The sequence below is a fragment of the Paraburkholderia sp. DHOC27 genome (assembly GCF_003429005.1).
Taxonomy (GTDB): domain Bacteria; phylum Pseudomonadota; class Gammaproteobacteria; order Burkholderiales; family Burkholderiaceae; genus Paraburkholderia.
In genome coordinates this window covers 26,633-50,473 of record NZ_QVQV01000010.1, presented here as the reverse complement: position 1 = coordinate 50,473, position 23,841 = coordinate 26,633, and the positions used below count along the sequence as shown (strand labels likewise).

Sequence of the window (23,841 nt, the reverse complement as noted above, 5' to 3'; positions counted from 1 at the left end):
GCTATGCACATCGATCTCCCCGTAATCTGGGCAGCTATCATCGGGCTGGGGGTATTCATCTACGTGATGCTGGACGGCTTCGATCTGGGGATAGGACTGCTCTTTCCGTTCGTTGCGACGAAGCGTGATCGCGATCTGATGATGAGCACCATCGCACCGGTATGGGACGGTAACGAGACCTTTCTGGTGCTCGGCGGTGCTGGACTTTACGGCGCTTTTCCCGTCGTCTATTCAACGCTGTTGCCTGCAAATTATCTGCCCCTTGTCCTGATGGTCGTTGGCCTGATCTTTCGCGGGGCATCGTTCGAGCTGCGCGCCAGATCCGTACACAGTCAACGGGCCTGGGATGTCGCGTTCATGGGCGGTTCGGCACTAGCTGCGTCGTGCCAGGGCATCGTGCTCGGGTCGCTCCTTCAAGGCATCCGGGTCATCAACGGCCGTTTTGCGGGCGGCCCGTTCGACTGGCTTTCGCCATTCAGTCTTTTTTGCGGCATTGGCGTGGTGGTGACTTACGCCACGCTCGGTTGCGGCTGGCTCATTCTCAAGACGGAAGGCGGTCTGCAACGTAGCATGCGCTCGCTCATGCGTGTGCTTGCCTGGGTACTGTTCGGCGTAGTTGGCATAGTCAGCTTGTGGACGGTGCTGAGTTTGCCCTCTATTGCACACCGCTGGTTCAATACGAGCCATCCAGGCTGGTTCCTGCCGGTTCCTCTGCTGGTATTGGCGTGTGTGTGCGGCATCCTGTGGTCTGTGAAACGGCGCCACGAAGCAATGCCGTTCACGCTAACCCTAGCGTTGTGTTTTCTCGGCTATAGCGGGCTCTTGATCAGCATCTGGCCGACCATCATTCCCCCTGCGCTGACAATCTGGGATGCCTCATCGAGTCACGCGAGCCAGCTATTCGCGCTCGTCGGCACGGTCATCGTTTTGCCGGTAGTTCTTGTGTACAACGCAATGCAATATCGTGTTTTCAAGGGCAAGGTGAAAAACAGTGACTCCGCATATCACTAGATATTGATTCATGAACGGAAGCTTCCTGTTAGCCAGCTATCTTCCGTCACCAATGCCATGCTGAAAAATACATCTTGCAGAACCGTGGGGATCGCCAGAGAGATCGCGTGGTTTCTCTGGTTGTGGTTGCTGGGGGTTGGGTGCACCGGACTGGTCGTCCTCCCGTTTCATCTCCTCGTTAGCTGGGAGATACATCGATTCCATTGACTCCAGCCAACCCCGGTTAGCTGGCCAGTCACTGCAAATATTTTTACCAGAAAGTCGTATCTCCTCAATCACCATAATTTTATGGATATCTGCTATGTCCATCGAAAAAATACTCTATCGAGCGCACGCTCATGTAACGGGTGGTCGCGACGGCCACGCAGTCGTTCCGGAGAGTCATCTAGCGCTTAGCCTGACCACACCCAAAGAGCTCGGAGGAAGGGGCGGTGACGGCGCTAACCCGGAGCAATTGTTTGCAGCGGGCTATAGCGCATGCTTTATCGGTGCGATGAAAGCCGTGGCGGCGCGTGAGAGGCTTCTTCTTCCTCCCGATGTATCGATTGACGGGAGCGTCGGTATTGGTGCAATTGCACAAGGACTCGGGATCGAAGTCGAGTTGAAGATTTCCCTGCCGGGGATGGATCGGGAGGCAGCCCGGGATCTGATCAACAAGGCGCATGCTGTTTGCCCTTACTCGAATGCAACGCGCAACAACATTGACGTCACGTTGTTGCTCGTCTGATCGGGACCAGATCCGATCAATGCGTTGATGTTGTCAGATTGAACGCGAAGTCATAAAAAAACATGCTGCGTCGGTTTAGGCGCAGTCAAACCGGAATTACATTATGGATATGGGAATCAAAGGAAAAACCGCATTGGTTTGCGGCGCGAGCGCTGGACTCGGTCGCGGCTGTGCGGATGCATTGGCCGCCGAAGGCGTCAACCTCGTTATCGTGGCTCGCACTCCGCCAAAGCTGGAGGAGGCAGCCGCAACCCTTCGTGCGCAGCACGGCGTCACGGTTCAGACGGTGGCCTGCGATATCACCACGGCTGAGGGACGCTCTGCTGCGCTGCATGCGTGTCCGCAGATCGACATTCTTGTCTCGAACGCAGGCGGCCCACCGCCCGGTGACTTTCGCAGTTTCACTGTCGATGACTGGAATCGCGCGCTGAACAGCAACATGCTGACGCCGATCGAATTGATCCGCGCGGTCATCGACGGCATGATCTCGCGCGGATTCGGCCGGATCGTCAACATTACCAGTTCAGCGGTCAAGGCTCCAATCGATGCGCTGTGTCTGTCAAACGGCGCCCGTTCCGGACTAACGGGATTTGCGGCTGGCCTCGCGAGAAGAGTCGCTTCTCACAACGTGACGGTCAACAATCTGCTGCCCGGTGGCTTTGATACGGATCGCACGAGGGCCAACGTGACCGCGCTGGCAAAAGAGGCAAACCAGAGTGTGGTAGAAGCGATGGCACACGAGATGCGAAAGGTCCCCGCTGGACGACTTGGCACGGCCCAGGAATTCGGTGCAGCGTGTGCGTTTCTTTGTAGCACGCACGCCGGCTTCATCACGGGGCAAAACCTGTTGATTGATGGCGGAGCCTATCCGGGAACGTTCTAGGAAAGCGGACACGATCAATCAGTGCAAATGCTTGTGGGAAAGTGCGAGGTAATGAACGATAGCTTGAATGACAAGCGGTGGAGGGAAGTGGTCAGGTTGCTGGCGGCGAGTTCGTCGGCCCGAGGCAATGCGGACGTGCACTCGCAATGCACTTCCTCGATACAGCACCGTCGGCTTCAGGCTCCGATACGGGATTCCACCCGCGTTGAAGTACAGGAGAGAATCTCTTCAACCTCGATCGTGATCAGCCTGGCCGACGCAACCTCGGGAAGGTATAGCGACGAGATCTGGCACTTACGTATGGCGCGACGAAAGGGGGTGTGTTCGTTAAGTGGCGAACCCTTTCTCTCTGGAGCCGCAATTTATCGTCGGAATATGCGGTTGGGCAAGCTAGCCACGGCTGAACACGCTATCTTGGCAACCACGATCGCGCGATTGGAAGTTGCGCAACCTGTGTTGACGGCGCCGGATGGCTGAAAGCGGAGTCTGTAAATTTTTCGAGCGGGCGACCTGTTGAGCGGTCGTCTGTCGGTCTGAACTGCGCGAACCACGCAATGAACAATTTGCGCAGGGACAGACCTGAATGCACCGAGCGGGATTGTCATCTGTCAATCCCGCTCGCGTAGATGTCACTGCCGCTTCGCGTCAATGAAAAACATTGTCGTGGACCATTTCAAACAGCTTGTGATTATCCCTGTAGTCCACGTGCACACCGACCACGACCGGCCCAGGAATTTCAAGCGCTCTCTTCATCACCGGCGCGATTTCATCAGCCGTACGAATCATGAGGCCTACGGCACCGAACGCTTCGGCATATTTGACGGTATCCACCGGGCCCAATTCGATCCCCGACGGCCGGCCATATTTTGCGACCTCTTGCACCGCCACCATGTTGTAACTACCGTCGATCATGACCAGATGCACGAGATTTGATTTCAGTCGCACCGCCGTTTCGAGTTCCATGCTTGAAAACAGGAATCCACCGTCGCCGGAAATTGAAATGACTTTTTCTGTCGGCCGCACGAGGGTTGCTGCAATCGCCCAGGGCAATGCAACTCCGAGTGTCTGCTGACCATTGGAAATCAGCACCTGACGCGACCTGAAGCTGTAGAGATGACGAGCGAACCAGAGATGGAACGAACCCATGTCGAGGCAGAGCGTGACATCGGGATCGAGCAGCTTTTGCAGTTCGTGAACGATCCTGAGCGGATGAACGGGTGTTCCGCCAAGTCGGGCCGCTTCCTCACCCAAGCGCGTACGTTCTTCCCTGATGGTCTGAAGGATTGACGACGTGACGGCCGATGGGCCTGGGCGTTTGACCAGTGTATTCAAGGCCGCAAGACTTTGCGCGATATCGCCGGTCAATTCGACGGTCGGGCTGTAATACGAATCCAGATCGGCGGGCAGTGCGTCGATGTGAATGATCTTCCGGTCACGGTTCTTGTTCCAGAGCGTGGGCCAATACTCGACCGGATCGTAGCCTACCGTGATGACCAGATCTGCGGCGTCCAGCAGCCGATCTGCCGGTTGATTGGCCAGTTGACCAACGCGCCCGCCGAAATCTTCCAGCAGGTGTGCGGCAATCGCCCCTGCGGCCTGAAATGTCCCCACCACCGGCAACTGATTCGCAGCGATTATCTCGCGTACTGCGTCCGCATTGGCAGGCTTGCTTGCCAGCAGGCCAAGGAGCACGACAGGCGTTTGCGCCGCGTTGATCAGCCGGGCAGCTTCTGAAATAGCGCCGCCATCCGCGGGGCCTTGACCTGCGAATGCAGGGGCGTTCAGCAATTTGCCTTCAGCTCGTGCCGACATGATGTCACGAGGCAGGCTGACGAACGCGGCGCCAGGACGCCCAGACTCTGCCGCGCGGAAGGCATTGCTGACCACCTCGGCGACCGCTTGCGGCGCGCCCACTGAGGCGCTGTACTTGGTAACCGGCTTGCAGATGGATACCGAGTCCATGGTCTGGTGAAGATGTTTTAGCGCTTCGCCCGTGGCAACTGCGCCACCCAGCGCGACCACCGGATCGCCTTCGGAGTTCGCTGTCGCCAGCCCCGTCACAAGGTTCGATACACCTGGTCCAGACGTTGCGATGCATACGCCGGCTTTCCCAGTCATGCGACCAATTCCACCGGCAATGAACGCGGCATTCTGTTCGTGCCTGCAGACGACCGTCTTTATCTTCGAGTCGACAAGCGTGTTGAAGACCGCGTCGATCTTCGCGCCAGGAATACCGAACACGTATTCGACGCCCTGGCTTTCAAGGGTCTGCACCACCAGGTCGGCGCCGATGCGAGACTTGTTGTCATTTTCGTTAGACATAAATTCACTCCTAATGAGCCTGTTCGGCATAAGCGAGTTCACCTGCGGAGTTCTTGCTCAGGTCCGCCTTGAGGAACGATTCGTTTTCGGGCAACGCGAGATGAAAGTCCGTGAGCGCTTCGATACGAAGCCGCATCGACGCAGTGGAGCAGCCAAGCAAATGGCCACCATGCTTGCGGTCTTCGGACAGGAAGTGAAAGTGGTACCCCGCGATGCTGAATGCACTCGAAAAACCCGGCGACCACAGTCCGACGAGCGTGCCACGGACTTCGCTGAGTTCGAACTCAGACTGCGCTTTCGCAGCGTCGATCAGGCGTCCTCCGCTTGCAGGTGGACTCACGGCGCGCATGCGGACATGATGAAAATCACCGTCGACACGCACCGCGTAGAAGATGTTGTTCGAGCTCCGATGTTCATCACAGCGCTGCGTCAACGCGTCGAGTGAAGCGGTCGGAGCGAGCTGAAGGTCGACATCGGGCTCGAAGCGAGTCACGACCGCGAAGGGGGCACGCGCATCCGCGTCAGCCTCCGATACCGTCCCATCGCCGCGAGCGCGGTAAATATGTCCGTCAAGCACGACCATCTCGCCGTCGAGATTCTCGAACGTACCCAAACCGAAATCGCCGTGTTCAAGGATGACTTCGGACGAGACGGCGCCCGTGTACACACCCTCGACCAACGCGCCAGAGGTCGAAACCTGAAAGAGCGTATGCAGGGGCGTATGAAAGTATTCTGCGAGCGCTGACGCGACAATGGACGATGCAGTCGTTCCAGTTCGTGTCACTTCATCTTTAAGCGCGCGGTCCAGAACGGTGGGAATGACCAGATTCAATTCAGGCATGAGTCGTCTCCTCCGTGACGTAGATCGGGCAAATGCGGGAAAGATTGAGCGGGCCCGCTGCATCGCACGTCGAGCAAGGCCCGGGATCGAAGCGGTCATACTGCGCCACTTTTCTGGTCAAGCCAATCACCTGGATGGGGGAGCGTCGTGCGCGGCTTGACGGAGTTACTGCGGGGGAGGCAGGAGGTTGTCGAGTTTTACGTCAGACATTTATGTCGCAACAAAGGGATTGCAGCGGCAGCCGTTGCTGGCTTGGGGATTCTCGCACGGGGGACATGGGTTGCAGTGTCGAGCCGTGTGTTGATTGGCTCGTCGCGTTGTTGTCAGATTGAGTGGTCGAGCCCATTGAAATGAATGTCGCTTACCCGGCCGGGCTGAGCGTCCAGCCAGTCGCCCGCGCACTACCTACGTATCTTGGCAGCGAACTGGAAGCGATCTCGTCTAGCGATGGATTTGCTACGGAACCGAATTCGGTGACGGGGCGAGTCATTGTGTGGCTGCTCACGTCGCCACTGTCAGTATTCTGACACTCTACCTACGTACGCATAGTCCAATCTGTCTGATGTCGCAAAGGATGTGTACGAACGATATAGATAGAAGATTCGACGTACGGCCGTTGTACGGTCGAGACCGGCCGTTAAATCAAGTTGATGTGGAGGACCGCAAAGGGTCGCGTGCAGAAGTTCGCGACCCTGAGCGGGATGCATCGCGCATCAACTGACGTGGACTTTCGGGTTCAGCCAACTATGGATATCGGCGATGTGTCGTAGCTCGTTGACAATCTGCCTATCAGCTCAACGGAAAATGCATTGCGTCTTTGTGATCCGAAAGTGCGGAGTCTACGTCGGGTTAAGCAGCAACCTGACCGCCGGCCTCAGTCGAGCAGACACATTGCGCACTTTGTGCTGTATGCCGAATATTCTAAGGATTTGCGTCGGGATGGGCTGCTTCGTACTCCTGCAGGCGGCTCGCATACATGGATGCCGCCTGTTTGTCGCCCGCGGCGCTATATAGTTCCCTAAGTTCATCCAACACGTCCGGGTTCGTTATTCCGGAGTCGTCGTATTCAGCAAGAAGCTGTTTCTGGATCACTAGCGCTTCGGCATTCCTGCCCAACAGGCGCAGCGTCCAGCCCACGGAGCACCATGCTTGTCGCGTCGCCTCTGCATCTCCAGCGCGGGCGCGCAGCGCAAGCGCAATGCGGAATTGGTCGAGTGCATCGTGGTGGCGTCCCAGATCGTTAAGCGCGCCCCCTATATTGTTGCGCAGTGAAGCCTCCCAATGCTGCGCCTTGCGATCTGAAGAGTTCGAGGCAAGTGTCAGCGCGCGATCATCCCAGCGCAATTGATCCGCTGGGGCGGTATCGACGAAGGCCATCATGTGCAGCGCATCCACGGCAAGGTCATCCAGATGCTCCCGGGAGGCGAGTCGAAACGCCTCAAGGTATTCATTACGCGCCGCGCTCAGCATTTCCGGCGTTGGGCCACCGGCGACCGGTACGGCAGAAGCGAGCGTGCGTCCTCGTTCCAGGTGGTAGCGTGTTTGCGCCTCGGGTGAGACATGATTCAAGCTGGGTTCCAGATCATCGAGGACCTGACGTGCCTGGGAAAACTGGCCGCGTAATCCGTAAGTCCGCGCAATTTGAGTCTTAAGAATGAATTTCTGGTTTGTATCGCCCCCCGCCATTGCAGCGCGGAAGTGCGCCTCGCTACGGGTTGGCGAACTCCAGTCCCAGATCTGATCCACATCTATCGGGGCGGCATGAAGCCCTTGGGGCATTCCGATCGCAACAAGGAACGCGAGGACGGTATAGCGCAGACCATATGTGTGAAACAGTCTCGTCGACGTGGCTGACCAAAGGGGTAGATTCTTGCGCAAGCCTTGCGTCATTTTGGTCTTGTTCATGGATCAAGGGTTTTCAGAGAGCCTGGATAGCCGGATAGAATATTTGGTATCAAAAAAAGTATGAAAATCTAAAGCATAATTCGAGGTTGAGCAAAGCTGCTTCGCAACTGAAGAGTAGTCCAGATCGGCAGGTGCTTGATGTCCGCTAACGAGAACGTGGAAAGGCTGGAACGGGTCGCGTGCTGTCGAACGCAGCCGCGCAAGGTGACGATGCGTATGCCAATTGCATAAGACCTTGCTGTGCCGGATATTCGGGGGCAAGTAGCCGTCCTACGACGTCATGGAAAGACGCCTAGCTGACCTTATGAGCGAGCAACATCGTTCGTGTATTTCGTGTTCCGTGCAGTACCGCGTCTCAAAGCGCTGGGCAAAAGCTGAACCTAGTACGGGCATGCGTTGACCCTTGGGGACGGCTACCGTGGGTGAGAAGCCGAGAAGTTGGGGCATGCTGGGGACGTACAAATAGATTTATACGCGGATGGCCTTTCCGTGCAATTCTATTTGTACGTCACGTTTTCATGAGTGTTGGCCTAGTAACTGGTGCGCCGGAGCAACTCGAATTGGGGAGCGAGTCTCGACATGAACGCCGATTCGAGGGCCCGTCCCACGCTCACGCGTTACTTTTTACCTTTCAGAGTGAACGGAGCGAGCAGCGACTGCACGTCGACCTGACGTCCTTGAAGCATCAGAATCCGCGCGTGCAACACGGTGTTCTCGAGCACAAGTTTGGCGGTGCTCAACAGATACATAGCGTGGATGTCGGTTACCGACAGACCGCCCTCGACGACATGATGCCGCTCAACCAGTGAGGTCATTACCAGCCGTCGCAATTCGTTCTCACCGAACGGCAGGTCTCCATAATCAATTGGGTCCTCTGCTTCCACTTCTAGCAGCATATCTACAAGCGTTTCGGTGCTCACTTCCATAGGGCTCCCTTGGCGTGTCGACTGGCTTGACGATACTGTCGTTTCAGCGCTTCCAGCGTAACCGGTTCAGAACTTTCGGTCTAGCCTAATGCGCTGATCACGTTCGGCGAGACGGGTGCGCCGTCGTATGAGCAGGCGAGGGTCGCCCGATGAGTGCAACTAAGACGCGCTTTCGCGGGGGTCTGCTAGCAGGAGGGAAGCGTCGATTTCGAGCACACGAGCGATGCTCTCGACAGTCTCAATCGTTAGGTCCGGTGCACTGACCTCAATCAGCGACGCATAGTTTTTGGCAATCCCTGCTGCGGTTCCGAGGGCATCCTGCGACAAGCCTGCGGCCACGCGATAGTTCGCGATGTTTTTAGCGACAAGCTCGGGTAGGGACAATCTTTTTTTTAGCCGGCCATCGACGGGGCTCTCGGCAAGTAATTGGCTGGGGTTAATTTGGAAGCATTCTGCAAGCGTGTCGATTGTGCAAGCGAGCGTTGGAACTCTTGTTCTCAATTCGCCACAAGGTGTTCCGGCTCATTCCCGTCAGCTCCGACAGCTAAACGAGGGACAAGTCGTTCGCCAAGCGGACCGCCTTTACGGCTGTCGACAATCGACGCGTGGCGGGTTGTTTTGGGTTTGTCGCGCTTCGACTTCCCATCTGGTCTCGTGATGGTTACAAGCGCTGATGCAAGAGCGCCGCGGGCATCGCTGGACGCTCGCGGCGAATATGGGCGCAAAGGTCAGACCTGCCGCTGAATCGCAGGCAGGTTCTAAAAAGAAAGGCATGGAATATTACTGTGCAACGGGGTGTTTACGGAACACCCTAGTTTGATTTCAAACTTAAACTACCCCGTGGTCAGCAGGATTCACGCCTACCGCAAATAGAAACGCCCGCAAGGGATTAGCTTGCGGGCGTTTCACGAATTACGTTACGAATATGAAAGATTTCGAGGTTGCACGATTCTTACTAGGGATTCTGGCCGCCCCTTTGCCTTGCTTGATCGTCAGTTCTGGGCGGCATCTAGGCGAGCCGCCACGTTCTTGGTTTGCTCGATGAGTGCCATCGTATTGGTTTGATACTGGTACCACGTATTCAGACAGGCTACGTCGTTACAGTGCTTCTCCCGGAAATTCCACTGTCCGCGCATCCGATCTTTGAACGCATCCAAATCCGTCGGGGCAATTGCGCTTTTAGCTGTGGTAACCGCGTTAGTGAGTTTCACGTCTGCGGCAGCAAGTGCGGGCGTGTGACAAATCAGATACTCATTCTGAGAGTGGCTCTTAGCGCAGTCGAAACTCGTTCCATATACCTGATTCGGTGTTGTGTTCAAGTCCGTAGCAGGGTCTGCCGGTTGAGAAGCACTGGCCTGCGTGGGCTGTGCCTCTGTCGGTGTCGGAGCCGTTGCTTGCTGATCTTCTGCTGGCGTGGCATCTGCCACCGTCGCTACTTGTGAAGCCGCTTCCGCCGCATTGGCTTGCGGCTGCACGTCGCCCTGCTCGACCTTCGCAACAGGCGCGCTGTTAGTGCTCTCGGGATTGACTTGCTGTACCGCAGGCGTTGGCACAGTCGCGTCCGGAGTCGTAGATGATGTGGAATAGCTCGCAGACGGGCTAGTTGACATCGCCCCAATGAAAATCGCGAGTGCGCCACCCGACACAAGGATTAAAAGCCTTTCAGGCATCCGCGCACGTTCTGTCTTGCGTCCCGCGAGTCTCAGCGCTGAATCTTCGTTGCAATAGTTCACCTGCGGGAACAGGATGCACAGACTGCCGAAGTTGTAGATTCCAACCGGAATGAATGCCATCCACAACGCAGCTAAACCAACGCCAAGACTGTGGATATCGTTGTTGCGGAACACCATGACGACCGCCACCACTGTCAGGACTGCCATCAGGTAGTGAAAAATGAGCATGGTCCAGCGACGCAGGTACATCAAATGTGCACCCAAACTGCCTAGGAAGAACCAGAGCAAAAACGCAGCGAATCCAGAGCGGATTTGGGCTTGGTGGAGATTGCGATGGAAGGCGTGGTCCCCAATGGCTTGCGGAGTAATGTCGTTCATGGCTTCTATGTGATCCTCGGTTTATGGCTTTTTTTAATTGATTAAATGCACCTTACGACTCTGCCGTAATAACGGTAACGTGAGGCCAAATCTTGAGAGCTCACTTAACGAACCAACGCTGCGCCTACCGGCGAAGAAAGTTGCGACCAAAAAAGCTGTTGCCAAGAAGAGCGTAGGGGAAAAAATCGTGGCGGCAACGAAAAAGGGTGCGGCGAAAAAAGTTGCGACCAAGAAGGCGGTGGCAAAGAAGGTTGTCGCCAAGACGGTGGCTGCCAGTGCTGCTCCGGCAACTTCTGCTTGCAATGACCCTCGAACTTGAGGCAGAAGGGATAAGAGTCAACGCGGTCTCTCCGGGCTTTACGAAAACGAACCTCAACGGATTTGCGGGCACGGAGACAGTCGAGGACGGGGCGCGCGAGGCTGTGCGAGTCGCGCTGTTGAGTCCAGAAAGTCCCACAGGGACGTTCACGCGCCGGGAAGGTGAAACGATCCCTTGGTGACCAAAGCGTTGTGCTTTGTCGAAGGAGTCGATGGGGTAGGGCGGCCGATGACAATTTCGCGACGCATGTGCAGGCAGAGATGGTTGCGCCGCGTCGTGGGGCAAATTACGGCCACTTTGAGAAGTTCGACAGTTGCCCAGGAATGGTCGACAATCGGCATTCGGGGCCTGATCGGCCTTGTCACCATTCAACTATCGACGCCATGAGGTATGCATGTCCGAAGGAATGTTCGACCCGGCCAGACTGATCGTGCCACAAATCGACAAAGATAAGCTTATCGGATCGATGGTACGCATCATGCCAAAGACAATTCTTGTGATCGACATTGCGAACAGTAGCGAGGAAGCTGTTGCGCTCGCGCGCAATGAGTCATTACCGGACGGGTCCGAATGCTGGTACCGCTATTTCACTCTGGACGACGTGAAGAAGATTGACGATCCAGTATTTGCGATGGGGATGGTTCGACACGAGTTCGCCAAGCTCGTCCGACGCAATGCCGACTGGCCGGCGCGCATCGAATTGGATGGAGGGGGTAGCGGGTTCGCGATATCGCCGGACGGTTACGTGCTGACAAACTACCATCTTGTGACTGCAGAAGTGGCGAATTATCAGCGAGAGAACGGCGTCGAGACTGTCGAGACGTTGTGCAAATCTTTGAAGGCGCAGATTGCGCGGCGTGGATCGACCGGTGAATGGGAATGGCACGACGCAAAGTCTGTATGGCTCGTATCCAACCCTCCGCAAGCAAGGGCATTGCGCAAGACCGGTGAAAACATCAGCGAATTGCGGGAGGACACGGCGCTGCTGCGGATCGAGCCATCGCCCGAGGCATATCTGGCGCTGAGCGAACGGATCACGGCGCCGGGTGAGACCGTCTGGATGGCCGGATTCCCACTGCGAAGCGCGCGTGATACGCAAAAGCTGAACGAGCTCGACTATAAGGATGCTGACGGTTCGCTCCGGGTCTCGACTGGGAAAATTACAGCGGTGGATGGATCTGATTACTTTACAACTGACCTCGACGGTTCGATGGGGAACAGCGGCTCTCCGGTATTCGATTCAAGTGGACAGGTCATCGGAATGTTTTCGCGTGCTATCGGAGACGGCCCGCGAAATGCGTTCGAATACGGTTATACCGAGCGGGTTCATGTCACGACGCAACTCGCTATTGTTGGCCTTAATCTTTTGGCGGTTTTGAGCCAGCAGGATCAATAACGACTCGCACGGGGAGCCGCCACACGTGAAAAGATCATGCTGAAACTCTCCCCGTAATAAGGCGTAGATCATGCCAATTGCATCAGGCAAAACTCGGCCAATTTCAGACGGTCGTCCATGCAACTAGGCGGATGCCTGAAGGGCTGCTTTCCGTCAACGCTTGGTCGTTCGTCGGATCACGATCCCGAATAGGCAAATTTTCAGTAATTTCTGTCTTGACAGAAATTACTGAAGTCGATAGATTTGCCACATGGAACTCACACCTGTCGCTGAACGATTTATCCTGCATTGGGGCGAAATGGGCTCTCGGTGGGGCGTTAACCGCACCGTTGCGCAGATCCACGCTTTGCTCTATCTGCTCGGGCGACCGGTCGCCGCCGAGGAAATCGCCGACACACTGGGCGTCGCGCGTTCGAACGTAAGCACCAGCCTGAAGGAATTGCAGGCGTGGCGTCTTGCAAAAGTTGTTCACGTGATGGGCGACAGGCGCGACCACTTTGAAACATCAACCGACATCTGGGAATTGTTCAAGTTGATCGTCGAAGGGCGGCGTCAGCGCGAAATCGATCCAACGCTGACCATGCTGCGCGACAGCCTCATGGACCCTGGACTGGCGAAAGAAAGCAAGGACGTGGAGCAACGACTGTCTGACACGCTGGCGTTTCTGGAAACGCTGACGACCTGGTCCGACGAGATGTTGCGTCTGAAGCCCGATACGTTGATGAAGACATTGGGAGTGGGTGCGAAGATCAGCCGGGCAGTCAGGCGGAAGTCGAACTGATATTCAATGCGCGGGCCGACGGTCCGCTTTTTTTGGCCATCATATTTCTGTTTATACAGAACTAACAGTAAAGGAGAAAGAGGTGAAGACGATTCTGCTGATGGTTTTTCAGTTCGCGGGGCCCGTGCTGGTCGGGCTTTCGATAACGCACTATCTGCGCGCGGTGACAGTCCGGTTGCTAACCGACGTGTGCGGAACCGCCGACCGTGCGGAATTCTGGGCGAGGATTGCCGCGGTACTGATGGTGTGCATGCCACTTGCGCTCGTGCTGGTTGTCGCGACCAGCCCGATGAGATGCATGGCGAGTGATGTCGTATGCGAAGACGTCGTCGTTCGGCAAACCTTCCTTGCGACGCTGCTGGGCTCGCTGGTCTCCGTCGCGTCGGTAGCACTGGTAATCGGGCGATATCTCCCTCGCGCCAGAACTGCGGGCGAAGTGCAACCGGCCGTGGAGGCGACGTGAACGTTCTTATCTGCGGAGCGCATGGGTTCATCGGTGCCGCATTGTGTGAGCGGCTCGAAAAGAGTGGACATACGGTGATAAGAGGCGTGCGGCGTGCCGTCGCAAAGAATGAGTTAGAGGTCGACTACACCCGCGACCGCGAAGCCACGCAATGGGACGCATTGCTGCAAGGCGTCGATGCCGTGATTAACGCCGTGGGCATACTCATTGAAAATCGCCAGCATACCTTCGACGAGGTCCACACGAAAGCACCGATTGCTCTGTTCGATGCCTGCAGTCGACTGCGTATTCGGCGCGTCATCCAGATTTCCGCGCTTGGGGCGCAATGCGGCGCGACGCCATACTTTAAAAGCAAGCGTGCCGCGGACGACTACCTGCAATCTCTCTCTGTCAGTTCGTGGATCGTGAGGCCCGCGCTGGTGTATGGATCGTCGGGGGCGTCGGCTGCATTCTTTCGCATGCTCGCAAGTCTGCCTGTTCATCCGCTGCCTGCGGGTGGCCATCAACGACTTCGTCCGGTTCACGTGGACGATCTGACGGAAGCGGTTGAGTGCCTGCTCGAGACGGACGCCGGCGACCAGCGTGTGGTTGATGTGGTCGGCGGCGAAGAGGTTGAATACCGCGAAATGCTGTCAATCTATCGACGGTCGCTCGGTCTTGGCCGATTCTGCCAGATGTCGATTCCAGCCTGGTTGATTGGCGTCGGTGCCGCGTTGCTCAATCGCATACCCGGATCGATGCTGACCGGCGATACGTGGCGCATGCTGCAAGCAGGCAGCACTGCCGACGCTTCCGCGACGGCAACCTTACTCAAACGGCCGCCACGAAGCCTTCGCACGTTTATCGATAGAGATGCAGCAGACTTGCTTCATCGAGCGCTCAGTTCCTGGCGATGCATCCTGCTAAGGAGCGTGCTCTCATTCGTATGGATCTGGACGGCAGTGTCGAGCGTCTTTCTCTACCCTCGTGACGAGAGCTTCGCGTTGCTTACGCGCGCCTATTTGCAGGGGACCAATGCGATCGTGGCGTTCTGGCTGGCAGCGGCGATCGATTTTGTCTTTGGCGCCCTGACGATGGTCAAGCCGGGACGTTTGCTCTGGCTGTCACAAGCGGTATTGATCGTCACTTACTCGCTGATTATCGCTGTCACGATGCCCGAAATTCTGTGGCATCCGTTCGGCGCCGTTCTAAAAAACCTGCCCATTCTCGCCATTTTGCTGATTCTGTTCAGCGAGGATACGTCGCGATGAACCTCTATCTTGCGATCAAGACGCTTCACATTCTGTCTTCGGTGCTACTCGTTGGGACAGGCTTTGGATCCGCGTTCTACCTTTATTTCGCGCACCGCACCCGGTCGATTGCCGTGATCGCCCCGGTGACCAGACTGGTCGTACGCGCGGACTGGTGGTTCACCACGCCGGCCGGACTGTTTCAACCACTGTCCGGCTTCTGGCTGGCGCATGCTGCAGGATGGGCATGGAAGAGTCCGTGGATCGTTGCGGCGGTCGTCCTTTATGGTGTCGCTGGAATGTGCTGGTTACCCGTGGTGTGGCTGCAGATCGAGCTGACCAAGATGGCGCGCGTAGCGTCTGAAAGCCACCTGACCGAATTGCCCGAGCGCTACTGGCGATTCGCAAAATTGTGGGAGCGACTGGGCTACCCGGCTTTCTTGGCAATGGCGATGATCTATTTTCTGATGGTATTTAAACCTGCCTGATTTTCTGCTTACATCTGCGCCCAAGTCGCGCTTCAAACGCCGGCCACATAGCCGTCCGCTGTCACCTGAATGTCTGCGTTTACCATGAAAGCCGTCATTGGAGTTCGAAATGTATGGCTGACGGCAATGGGTCGAACTGTGCCCGTCACTGGTGGGCCCTGTTCGGCCAACAGCTGTCTGTCGTGAACGCCCATCCCCGGACACTCAGGTGGCCCGATCCGCTCTAACAGCGGACGTTTGCACTAACCGCGTTCGGCCCAGGTCGGAGAATCTTCAATTCATTCCCGCCTGGCGAAGGCTATGCCGCGATGTCCAGCTCACAGCCGCGCGAATAGCTGCTCGCAATTTATGCGAATCGGGAACGTCGCTGGCAGCGACGCCAAACAATCGAGTACATGTCAGTGACCAGGATCCGTCCGTCCAACTACGGCAGACCCCGCTTGGATTAGCGTTGCTTTCGGCGGTATGCTTATTTGCCAGACTTCCACAGTTGCGCAAATAGAACGCGTTTCCGAATCGGTTGTTACGGGGCACATACAATGACGAACATCGACGCAGCCAAGCTAACATTCGATCGCCTCCGCTCTGAGTGGGAAGAGCAACGCACCGAAATCGAGACCGAGCAAGACGCTCGATTTCGGATCATAAACGTTATGCTCACTGACGTTCTTGGATGGCCACCTAATCACGTACGGACTGAAAAGCACGTAGACGATGGTTACGTCGACTATCTTATGATCGAGGGCACCCGGAATCGGCTGGCAGTGGAAGCGAAAAGACAGAGCGTTTTGTTGATCGACACTCGTCTTCCGGGCAGGCAGGCATATAAAATCAAGGGTCCTGCCTTAAAAAGCGCTCGTTCCGGCATTGACCAGGTTGCGGCGTATTGTTCCGAGACAGGGGCTCCATTTTGCGCCTTGACTAACGGCTTCGAATGGATCGGACATTGGCCTTTTCGCGGAGATGGGCGACCAGCCTCGGACTACTCTGCAATCGTGTTTCCGAGTCTTGAGGCTATTGCTCAAGACTTCGCCGAGTTTTACGATCTTTTTTCGCGAGAAGGCGTGGCCCGAGATCTTTTCAAGCTGCGAATAAATGCAGCAGAAGGCCTAGCGTTAGCCCATCATGAACCGCTTCGGCCTTTGAGGGAGGCGAAATTTCTGCGCCGCCTTGAAAAGAACCCCCTCGCTCGCGAATTAAGCGAAGTGTTGAGTGGTTTTTTTAGCTCAATGAACGGCGAGGACGATCCTGAGATGCTTGCGTACTGTTTCGTGGAAAGTACGGAGAGCAGAGAGGCAGAATCAAATTTGCAGAAAATAGCTCAGAACATACTGCACAACATCGAACTCGTTAGCAATGATAGTGCGGGAAACCTTCAGGACGAAATAAGAGGTGCGGTTGAACTCGAGCGAAAAGAGTTTGTTCTCATTGTCGGCAATAAAGGTTCCGGCAAGTCTACATTTGTTGACAGGTTCTTCGGGCTTACATTAGATAGATCGCTCCGGAATAAATGCACTCTGCTGGCAGTGGATTTACGGGACAGCGATGGTCAAATCGAATCGATCCAACGCTGGCTCACCGAGCAGTTAATTATCAAGATTGAACAAGCACTTTTCCCCGGTGCCAATCTTAGCTATGAGCAACTGCAGGGAGTATTTCACAAGCAATATACTCGATGGGCCCAAGGAGAGTTTCGACATTTGCACGAATCCGATAAAATAGCATTTAAAATTAAATTTGGCGAATATGTCCACGATCTAAGAAGAAATTCTCCGGGCGAGTACCTTCAAGCATTTCTGGCTCATACGGTTTTTGCAAGGCAACAAATGCCCTGCTTGGTGTTCGATAATACAGACCACTTTAACCAGGAATTCCAAGAAGCGGTCTTTCAGTATGCGCAATCAATTTACAGGGCGATTTATTCGTTTATAATTTGCCCCGTTACGGATAGGACGATATGGCAGCTTTCCAAGCATGGGCCGATGCAGTCATATGAAACCAAATCGTTTTACCTCCCCGTTCCGTCGACGAAGGACGTACTTCAAAGGAGAGTCTCATTCTTAAAAGAAAAGCTTCTTTCTCCGTCAAAACAAAGGGATCAATATTTTCTATCTAAGGGCATCAGACTTTCGGTTAAAGACATGAGCGCGTTTGCCGCGTGCGTCGAGGAAGTTTTTATTAATACTGAATATGTTTCTAGAACTGTTAGTTGGTTATGCAACTATGATATTCGACGAGGATTGCAACTTTCAAAGCAAATTTTGACGTCGCCACAAATCCCTATTGATGATCTGGTAAAAACATACGTTTCCGGGCGGCGACTTACAATTCCAGAATTTAGGGTTAGGAAGGCGCTGTTTTTAGGTGATTACAATCAATTCAGGCAGGAGGATAGCGAATTCATTTTGGACGTATTCACTATGTTTCCGGATGCCATCGGGACGCCGTTTGCAAAACTCAGCATAATACAGGCGCTAAAGGACAAGCAGGCTCAGGCAGACTCCCCCGCGGATGCATACATGGAGATCGGAGATGTCGCCGCGTATTTGGAACCGATGGGCATGCCGCCAGCGATTACGCTACGTCATTTCCAATTTCTGATGGACTATCGTCTTGTTGAGCCCTACGACCCAACTGTCAACACTTCTGATTACTCTGTTCCCGTGAAAGTAACCCCCAGCGGGCTGATCCATCTGGAGTTCGCGTTGGCCGATGCGGCATATCTTGAGCATGTGGGATTAACAACCCCGGTGAGGGAGGATAAGAACGCGGACGAGATCCGGAACATGATGGCAAAGAAATGGAACACCAATGAGGCAGCGGAGCATTGGGACGAGTTAAAGAAGACCTTTGCTGAATGTATGCTTGAAGAGGACCTGCGCTACTGCGTTGTACCGGAACAGTTCGAAGGGCAGCGCTTTCTTCGCTCTTCCTTCCGCTCAAGATGGGTTCGCGAAGCGGCCCAGTAATTACTGAACAATGGTGATTGCCTAATAGCGCGAGGTTCGCCTGTGGAACGCATGACAGACGATCGCGAGAGCCCAACTGACGCGGCCGCCGGGAATGCTCCGGCTTCCCGCGCAGGGAGGCGACCGCGGGAATGTCTGTTGTACATTACAAGCGGCAGTTGCGGTCGCGATGAGACGACGGGCCGAAGTGGGTCGATCGGAGGCATTCGCCTCCACCGAGAATGGGTCAGTGTTGACGTAAAAACCTGATCTCGCTGAGTCGCTTGGCGTACGTGAGATAAGCGAAGGGTCGGATAGTTGTGGTATCCGACCCTTCGTTTCTGGACATTGGTTGACGGGTCAACAGATTTCGATCGCTACAGGCATATTTTTGACAGCATCACGGAAGTCAAGGCTGCCTAACACCGCCGCTGCCGCCGCCAGGCCCTACCCAGTGTCCGGTCGAGTTGCACGAACCATGTTGTCACCCATGACAAGCCGGCGCGGGGAGCGGATGGAACGCGCCGGCCCTAGAAGCGGCCGGCAGCCGTAGCCGCGAAGGGGAAAAACGCGGGACAGTACGCTTATGGCGGGGACACGCAATCGTCAAGTGAGCGACGCTTTAATCGTACGTTTTCATGGTCGAGGTCGTGTTCGATAAAAGTAGCTTCAGGGTTGTAGCGCCTGCGCCGGGCAAGCGAATCTTGACGCTCATGCGAGAAGTGTTCGGAGCGGCAACGGTCGCAGGCGGCCTGGTCGTCATCGTCGCGTATGTTGTGCGGCAGATCGCTAGCACGATATGAGGCGGGTGCCCGAAGCGTCGGGAGCGCTTTTGAAGACTCCGAACGCGATGGATGGGAGTTCTATCGCAGAGACCTAACGAGGGTGGCGCATCGTCGCTGATACACGCATTCCTTTCGAACCGCTGTCCGATGATGAATGGGACCGGGTTTCTTGCCTCTTAAGGCGCGACGCTACGCGAGCGGTGGGGCGCCCGCGCCGGACCCACGCTACTTGCTGGATGCCATTCTTCGGGTTTTGACGCAGGGGGAGCGTTGGCACCGGCTGCCGCGTACCGTGAAACACACGACCGCCCGCGGTGAGCAGGTCGCTAACGCGCTGCACCCCGGCGAGTTTGAGCTCGCTGTATTCCGACCAACCGCAAAGGTCGGGTTCAGGCGCCGGATCAAGCCATCCACATCAGTGGCAAGCAGTCCGAATGGAGCGTGCTGGAAAAGGTCGTCTGCGTCCGGCCACTCATCGGCACCGGCCATGTCAGCGGTCCGGCCCGACCAGAAGCGCTTCGATCGCCGCGGCGCTTGCGGCGGACGCGCTCAGAAGGACAGTGCCCGACGTTTTCGATGATGCGTAACGTGCGGTGAGGCAAGTGCTTATGGAGATAACCGCCAACCTCAATCGGCGCGATGGGATCGTCGCTGCATTGGAGAATAAGTGCGGGCGCACGAGCCTTGCAAAGTCGCTAGCGGCACATGACTGGAGCGGTTGCCGATTTGCGGCCGCTCCCGATTCTGTGCGCCGTACGGATCGCCCAGTCCCCGACAATGCGAAGTCTCAACCGGATCAGGAAACTTTCCGAGGATCCCGAGAAGCCGGTTTTCCAATCTGGTGCCCGTTTCGGAGCAGACGGCAACGCACTGATCCCTTTAAAACTGGCGAAGAAGAGGGCGCCGATGCCTCGATTATTGAATTGACGCGGTTGCCCCTATCTTCTGCGCACTGCCCGCGCCGAAGCTCGCGTAAGATTTCTTGAATCCCCACGAGTTCGACTCCGTCTTTTCGGCGCCGGTGACGTTGAGAAGGTTGCCCTCGCTTAGTTCCCTCCGGATTCGAATGAGGCGGAGCAATGCGCCTTCTTGCGTAGTGAAATGTCGCTCCATATCTTGTCCTCGCGCTTCAGTTCGGCTGGCATTCTGAGCTTCCGGTCGCCATGAGACCGCTCTATTTCTGGGCGCACACACCAATGCTCCGCGATGTCTTCCGGGTTCTTCACTGCAGTATCGCTGCCTGAGTTTGGCGTGGCTGACACGGCTCCCCGGCATCACCCCTTGCATGCTGTGGCGCTATCCACCGGGCCATTCGGGCCGTGGACCAACGGCAAGGGACTGGAAGGATTTGCCAGTAAGCGGCTCCAGAGCGCGGCGCCGAAATCGCCTACGCAGCCAGCGGCAATCCTTTGCCAGCGGCCTCTGCATTCGCCGGGTGATACTCGATCCGCGTTGCGACGACCTCGCGCTGATGTTGCCAGTAGTTCATTTCGCGGACGATCGTGGCGAGCTCGGCTTCGAGCGTCTGAGTGTCGGTGCCGAGCCTTGCGAGCAGATCGATCACGCCGCATTGGACGCGAACGTCGTTGTCAAGCAGGGCGATCCGGCGCTGGATTGAGTCGAGTCGGGAATGCAGTTGGGCGATTTTCACGATAGCTCCTTTGCGATCGGGGCAGTCCAGCAAACCGTGGGCCTGACCGACGGGACCAATGAAAAAGGCGGTGGCGCGAGCCGGCAGGCTGCTGACGACGGCCATCACAAGCGCATGCCTTTAACGCGAGCCTCCACTTTTGCAGTCCATTGAGAGGTTCCGGCGTTCGTGCTGCAGGCGCATCTGATTCGGATCCGCGTCTTCGTTGATTCAGGAGTTTGTGGCTTGAGCCGAAGCTATTGGCTTCCGCCCGTCACAAGACGACAAGCGTGGCCCGCATGCTTGGGCGCTCACTGCCGTGAGCCAGGAAGTGGCCCGCGACTGCAGGTCCGACAGCTATGCATCCATGCCGGCTCAGGCGATGAGTGTCGCGAGACGCGTCGCTGGCCGGCCATCCGCTGGCCCACATGCTTGAACCCTGCAAGTGCATGCTGGCAATCGTCAGCCGCTCTCGCGCTGAGGATGACGGTCAGGTGAAGGAACCGCATGTCAGCAAGGCAGAATCGACGGAGTCTTAGCGGTCCACACCATTTTTGCAACGACATGTTCGCACATTGATGTTGCAGGATGCACCGCGTACACGCCTGTCCGTTGGGTTCGATTGATGCACATCGAACCGCGCGAGACAGACAGCATGCTCAACGCGGCCTCGCGCGCTACCCTTTTAGCTTTTCCGGCGTCGTAATCGGCTCGGCTGGATCAACGTGGACCTCCAGTAACGCGGTGCCCGCAGAACGAAGCGTCGAGGCGAGTGCGGGCCGTAAATCCCCAGGCCGGGTGCATCGCAAGCCCACCGCCCCGCAGGCTGCGGCGACCTGTGCGAAGTCGATACCGCCGAGCTCGCAACCGTAGGGCGGATTGCCCAACTCCTTCTGTTCGAATACGACCTCCGCGAGCATGTCATTGCGCATCACGATGACTTTCACCGGCAACTTGTTCTTGACCGCTGTCGAAAGCTCGGCCATCAGCATCGCAAATCCCCCGTCACCGACGATCGCGACGACCTGACGTCCGGGATTGGCTAGCTGTGCCGCAATGGCGTACGAGAATCCTGGTGCCATGGTGGCGAGCATGCCGGTGGCGATCAGTTGCTGTCCGCTGCGCAGGGTGAGGAAACGCGCGGCGAAATGCGTGTTCGCTCCGCAGTCCAGACACACGATCGCGTCGGGAGACAGCGCGTCGCTGATGGCGCGGACGACGCTTTGGGGCCGCAAAGGTGTCCGTTCTGTTGCCGCGATGCTATCGAGCAACGCGTTCCACTGCCCTACGCGCGCCTGGCTCTCGCGCAAAAATGCATCGTCCTTTTGGCGCAGCAAGGGCAGCAGGGCACGCAACGTCTCCTTCGTATCGCCCACGAGGCCGACCTCTACCGGATATCGCAAGCCGATGCGCTCTGCCTTGATATCGATCTGAACACCGCGCGCCGCGCCGGGTTTGGGATACGAATCCACCCAGGGCATTGTCGAGCCGATGATCAGGACGGTGTCGCATCGCTGCATCGCCTCTTGGGAAGGCACCGTCCCGAGATGTCCGATGCCGCCGGTGGAAAACGGTGAATCGTCCGGTAGCACAGATCGGCCCAGCAGCGCTTTGGCAACTGGCGCGTTGAGCCGGCTGGCCAATTGCCGGAGTTCTGTGCTCGCGCCGAGCGCGCCTTGTCCCGCCAGGATGGTGACCCGGTCGCCGGCATTGATCAGGTTGGCCGCCGCCTGCAATTCTGCGACAGATGGTGTGGAGGCAGGGCGGCTCCATGCGCTCGAGGTGCGCAGACCGTGGTTCTCCATCGACGCCTTGTCGTCGGCAAGACGCATTGCCTGGATGTCCTTCGCAATCGTCAGGTGAGCGACGCCACGACCGCCCAACGCGTTTCGGCAGGCGATATCAGCCACCACGAGCGCGTGACGCGGGCCGGTAACGACCACGTTGTAGAGCGACACGTCCTGCATGAGCGCGGACGTGTTCACACTTTGCTGAAAACGCGTCCCGCCGAGATCGTGAAAGGTGAGTCCGGTGATCGCGAGCACCGGCGCGCCATCGAAGTGGGCATCGTAGAGACCATTCATCAGGTGCACCGCACCGGGGCCGGTGGTGGCGAGACATACGCCGAGGCGCCCCGTCGTTTTTGCCCACCCCGAAGCCATGAACGCTGCGGCTTCTTCATGTCGTACGCCAATGAAGCGAATCTTGTCCTGATGCTGGCGTAGCGCTTCGATAAGCGGATTGATCCCATCGCCGACCATGCCGAACACGTGATTGACTTCCCACGCGAGCAGCGTTTGCACGATTACGTCCGCGGTCGTGGCGCTGTCGGCCGCTGTGAATGCCGGCTGGTTGTCGCTGGTGACGGGCTGACCCGACGGTGTATCGCCAGTCTGCGCCAGCGCCATTCGCGCGGAAAATAATCCGGCGCCGCCGGCGGCCGCGGCTTTGAGCACCGAGCGACGGCCTTGCGAATGCGGCGCATCATTGCGGATCACGGAATTGCCGTCTGCGGTGCCACGTTGCTCACGGTTTTCAGCAACGTGACCGGAATCCGGCTCGGTGGGGGTAACCGGCATCATGATATTGCTCTCGCTTGTATTGCGACACACTCACCTACGGTCGGTCCCGACTGGATCAGCATGGTACTCCCGGCAGATCGGCGTACCGATCATGAAAATAAGCAAGCATCGATCCCGCCCGCGATGCCACGTCTGGAGGCGAAGCCATGCAAGGCGTTCGTTTTGCCTTCGTAAGCCGGGGTGTATCGGAGCATCCACGCGGTGAACGATGAGATCGCCGAGACTTAAATTTCTCGATCTGACCTTTGCGACGCAGGGACTTCCCTGCTCGAGCCATGCGATGCGTCCGGGAAGGCTGCGCAAACGTCAGGCACTTTCGGAATAGCTCAGCCCGGGGCGGAAGACGCGCAGACCACAGCGCGGCGAGCTGTACGAAAACCTGAAGATCCATCCATTACACGGTTGCCTACGGACGCATTCGGGCAGCGCTTCACGTACTCACCGGATCCCGCCGCTACCCATCCCGGTCGCTGGAGCAGCGCGCCACCGTCGCCCTTGCACCGCAGCGAAATGGCGTGGGCGGTGGCGGACGGAGACCGCATGCATGTGATTGG

At 56.8% G+C, this 23,841-nt stretch carries 19 protein-coding genes; 11 read left to right on the top strand and 8 right to left on the bottom strand.

The features are described from left to right. The first annotated feature begins 3 nt into the window (after nt 1–3). From cydB to D0B32_RS33230, 4 genes are all read left to right on the top strand, one after another. Complete coding sequence (cydB, locus tag D0B32_RS27710) at nt 4–1,011, top strand: cytochrome d ubiquinol oxidase subunit II (RefSeq protein WP_117337527.1); 1,008 nt, start codon at nt 4–6, stop codon at nt 1,009–1,011. Nucleotides 1,012–1,312: 301 nt separating this feature from the next. Continuing rightward, complete coding sequence (locus tag D0B32_RS27705) at nt 1,313–1,738, top strand: organic hydroperoxide resistance protein (RefSeq protein WP_117337526.1); 426 nt, start codon at nt 1,313–1,315, stop codon at nt 1,736–1,738. Between the two features lie 103 nt (nt 1,739–1,841). Continuing rightward, nucleotides 1,842–2,621, top strand: coding sequence for an SDR family oxidoreductase (locus D0B32_RS27700; protein WP_117337525.1), 780 nt, complete (start codon nt 1,842–1,844; stop codon nt 2,619–2,621). A 27-nt stretch (nt 2,622–2,648) separates the two neighbouring features. Then, complete coding sequence (locus D0B32_RS33230; protein WP_117337524.1) at nt 2,649–3,098, top strand: DUF3331 domain-containing protein; 450 nt, start codon at nt 2,649–2,651, stop codon at nt 3,096–3,098. A gap of 168 nt (nt 3,099–3,266) precedes the next feature. Here D0B32_RS33230 and alsS read toward each other — a convergent pair whose 3' ends face one another. The 6 genes from alsS to D0B32_RS27665 form a co-directional block, all read right to left on the bottom strand. Continuing rightward, nucleotides 3,267–4,943 (bottom strand): acetolactate synthase AlsS, encoded by a 1,677-nt coding sequence (gene alsS / locus D0B32_RS27690; protein ID WP_117337523.1) that lies wholly within the window; start codon nt 4,941–4,943, stop codon nt 3,267–3,269. A gap of 10 nt (nt 4,944–4,953) precedes the next feature. After that, nucleotides 4,954–5,784 (bottom strand): acetolactate decarboxylase, encoded by an 831-nt coding sequence (budA, locus tag D0B32_RS27685; RefSeq protein WP_117337522.1) that lies wholly within the window; start codon nt 5,782–5,784, stop codon nt 4,954–4,956. A gap of 921 nt (nt 5,785–6,705) precedes the next feature. Beyond that, nucleotides 6,706–7,689, bottom strand: coding sequence for a tetratricopeptide repeat protein (locus D0B32_RS33225; RefSeq protein WP_117337521.1), 984 nt, complete (start codon nt 7,687–7,689; stop codon nt 6,706–6,708). Between the two features lie 617 nt (nt 7,690–8,306). Further along, nucleotides 8,307–8,615 (bottom strand): hypothetical protein, encoded by a 309-nt coding sequence (locus D0B32_RS27675; protein ID WP_117337520.1) that lies wholly within the window; start codon nt 8,613–8,615, stop codon nt 8,307–8,309. A 159-nt stretch (nt 8,616–8,774) separates the two neighbouring features. After that, nucleotides 8,775–8,999 carry a helix-turn-helix domain-containing protein gene (locus D0B32_RS33220; RefSeq protein ID WP_404935610.1) on the bottom strand — a complete coding sequence of 75 codons (225 nt, stop codon included), beginning with the start codon at nt 8,997–8,999 and terminating at the stop codon, nt 8,775–8,777. A gap of 608 nt (nt 9,000–9,607) precedes the next feature. Next, on the bottom strand, nt 9,608–10,666 hold the full coding sequence (locus D0B32_RS27665; protein WP_117337518.1) for a TM2 domain-containing protein: 1,059 nt from the start codon (nt 10,664–10,666) through the stop codon (nt 9,608–9,610). Nucleotides 10,667–10,703: 37 nt separating this feature from the next. On the opposite strand from D0B32_RS27665, the gene D0B32_RS33025 reads away from it, so the two are divergent. From D0B32_RS33025 to D0B32_RS27635, 7 genes are all read left to right on the top strand, one after another. Continuing rightward, entirely contained in the window at nt 10,704–10,985 is a 282-nt protein-coding gene (locus D0B32_RS33025) for a hypothetical protein (protein ID WP_181969927.1), read from the top strand. Between the two features lie 394 nt (nt 10,986–11,379). Then, nucleotides 11,380–12,381 carry a serine protease gene (locus D0B32_RS27655; RefSeq protein ID WP_117337517.1) on the top strand — a complete coding sequence of 334 codons (1,002 nt, stop codon included), beginning with the start codon at nt 11,380–11,382 and terminating at the stop codon, nt 12,379–12,381. Between the two features lie 250 nt (nt 12,382–12,631). Next, a complete protein-coding gene (locus tag D0B32_RS27650; protein WP_117337516.1) occupies nt 12,632–13,162 on the top strand; it encodes a GbsR/MarR family transcriptional regulator in 531 nt (176 codons plus the stop codon). An 82-nt stretch (nt 13,163–13,244) separates the two neighbouring features. Beyond that, nucleotides 13,245–13,625, top strand: a complete 381-nt coding sequence (locus D0B32_RS33020) for a hypothetical protein (RefSeq protein WP_259295178.1) — start codon at nt 13,245–13,247, stop codon at nt 13,623–13,625. After that, complete coding sequence (locus D0B32_RS27645) at nt 13,622–14,875, top strand: SDR family oxidoreductase (protein ID WP_259295177.1); 1,254 nt, start codon at nt 13,622–13,624, stop codon at nt 14,873–14,875. The genes D0B32_RS33020 and D0B32_RS27645 overlap by 4 nt, the downstream gene beginning before the upstream one ends. After that, nucleotides 14,872–15,342 (top strand): DUF2269 domain-containing protein, encoded by a 471-nt coding sequence (locus D0B32_RS27640; protein WP_117337514.1) that lies wholly within the window; start codon nt 14,872–14,874, stop codon nt 15,340–15,342. Before D0B32_RS27645 ends, D0B32_RS27640 begins: the two co-directional genes overlap by 4 nt. 539 nt (nt 15,343–15,881) lie before the next feature. Beyond that, nucleotides 15,882–18,311, top strand: coding sequence for a hypothetical protein (locus tag D0B32_RS27635; protein WP_117337513.1), 2,430 nt, complete (start codon nt 15,882–15,884; stop codon nt 18,309–18,311). 2,151 nt (nt 18,312–20,462) lie between these two features. On the opposite strand, the gene D0B32_RS27615 is transcribed toward D0B32_RS27635, so the two are convergent. Together D0B32_RS27615 and D0B32_RS27610 are read right to left on the bottom strand one after the other, a co-directional pair. Then, nucleotides 20,463–20,831 (bottom strand): hypothetical protein, encoded by a 369-nt coding sequence (locus tag D0B32_RS27615; protein WP_117337510.1) that lies wholly within the window; start codon nt 20,829–20,831, stop codon nt 20,463–20,465. A 551-nt stretch (nt 20,832–21,382) separates the two neighbouring features. Beyond that, on the bottom strand, nt 21,383–23,113 hold the full coding sequence (locus D0B32_RS27610) for a thiamine pyrophosphate-binding protein (RefSeq protein ID WP_117337666.1): 1,731 nt from the start codon (nt 23,111–23,113) through the stop codon (nt 21,383–21,385). Nucleotides 23,114–23,841 lie beyond the last annotated feature (728 nt).

Excerpts from the sequence above, each read along its gene's own strand:
- cydB (WP_117337527.1), top strand. The coding sequence starts at position 4 with ATGCACATCGATCTCCCCGTAATCTGGGCAGCTATCATCGGGCTGGGG.
- D0B32_RS27705 (WP_117337526.1), top strand. The coding sequence starts at position 1,313 with ATGTCCATCGAAAAAATACTCTATCGAGCGCACGCTCATGTAACGGGT.
- D0B32_RS27700 (WP_117337525.1), top strand. The coding sequence starts at position 1,842 with ATGGATATGGGAATCAAAGGAAAAACCGCATTGGTTTGCGGCGCGAGC.
- D0B32_RS33230 (WP_117337524.1), top strand. The coding sequence starts at position 2,649 with ATGCTTGTGGGAAAGTGCGAGGTAATGAACGATAGCTTGAATGACAAG.
- alsS (WP_117337523.1), bottom strand. The coding sequence starts at position 4,943 with ATGTCTAACGAAAATGACAACAAGTCTCGCATCGGCGCCGACCTGGTG.
- budA (WP_117337522.1), bottom strand. The coding sequence starts at position 5,784 with ATGCCTGAATTGAATCTGGTCATTCCCACCGTTCTGGACCGCGCGCTT.
- D0B32_RS33225 (WP_117337521.1), bottom strand. The coding sequence starts at position 7,689 with ATGAACAAGACCAAAATGACGCAAGGCTTGCGCAAGAATCTACCCCTT.
- D0B32_RS27675 (WP_117337520.1), bottom strand. The coding sequence starts at position 8,615 with ATGGAAGTGAGCACCGAAACGCTTGTAGATATGCTGCTAGAAGTGGAA.
- D0B32_RS27665 (WP_117337518.1), bottom strand. The coding sequence starts at position 10,666 with ATGAACGACATTACTCCGCAAGCCATTGGGGACCACGCCTTCCATCGC.
- D0B32_RS27655 (WP_117337517.1), top strand. The coding sequence starts at position 11,380 with ATGTCCGAAGGAATGTTCGACCCGGCCAGACTGATCGTGCCACAAATC.
- D0B32_RS27650 (WP_117337516.1), top strand. The coding sequence starts at position 12,632 with ATGGAACTCACACCTGTCGCTGAACGATTTATCCTGCATTGGGGCGAA.
- D0B32_RS27640 (WP_117337514.1), top strand. The coding sequence starts at position 14,872 with ATGAACCTCTATCTTGCGATCAAGACGCTTCACATTCTGTCTTCGGTG.
- D0B32_RS27635 (WP_117337513.1), top strand. The coding sequence starts at position 15,882 with ATGACGAACATCGACGCAGCCAAGCTAACATTCGATCGCCTCCGCTCT.
- D0B32_RS27615 (WP_117337510.1), bottom strand. The coding sequence starts at position 20,831 with ATGGCCGTCGTCAGCAGCCTGCCGGCTCGCGCCACCGCCTTTTTCATT.
- D0B32_RS27610 (WP_117337666.1), bottom strand. The coding sequence starts at position 23,113 with ATGGCGCTGGCGCAGACTGGCGATACACCGTCGGGTCAGCCCGTCACC.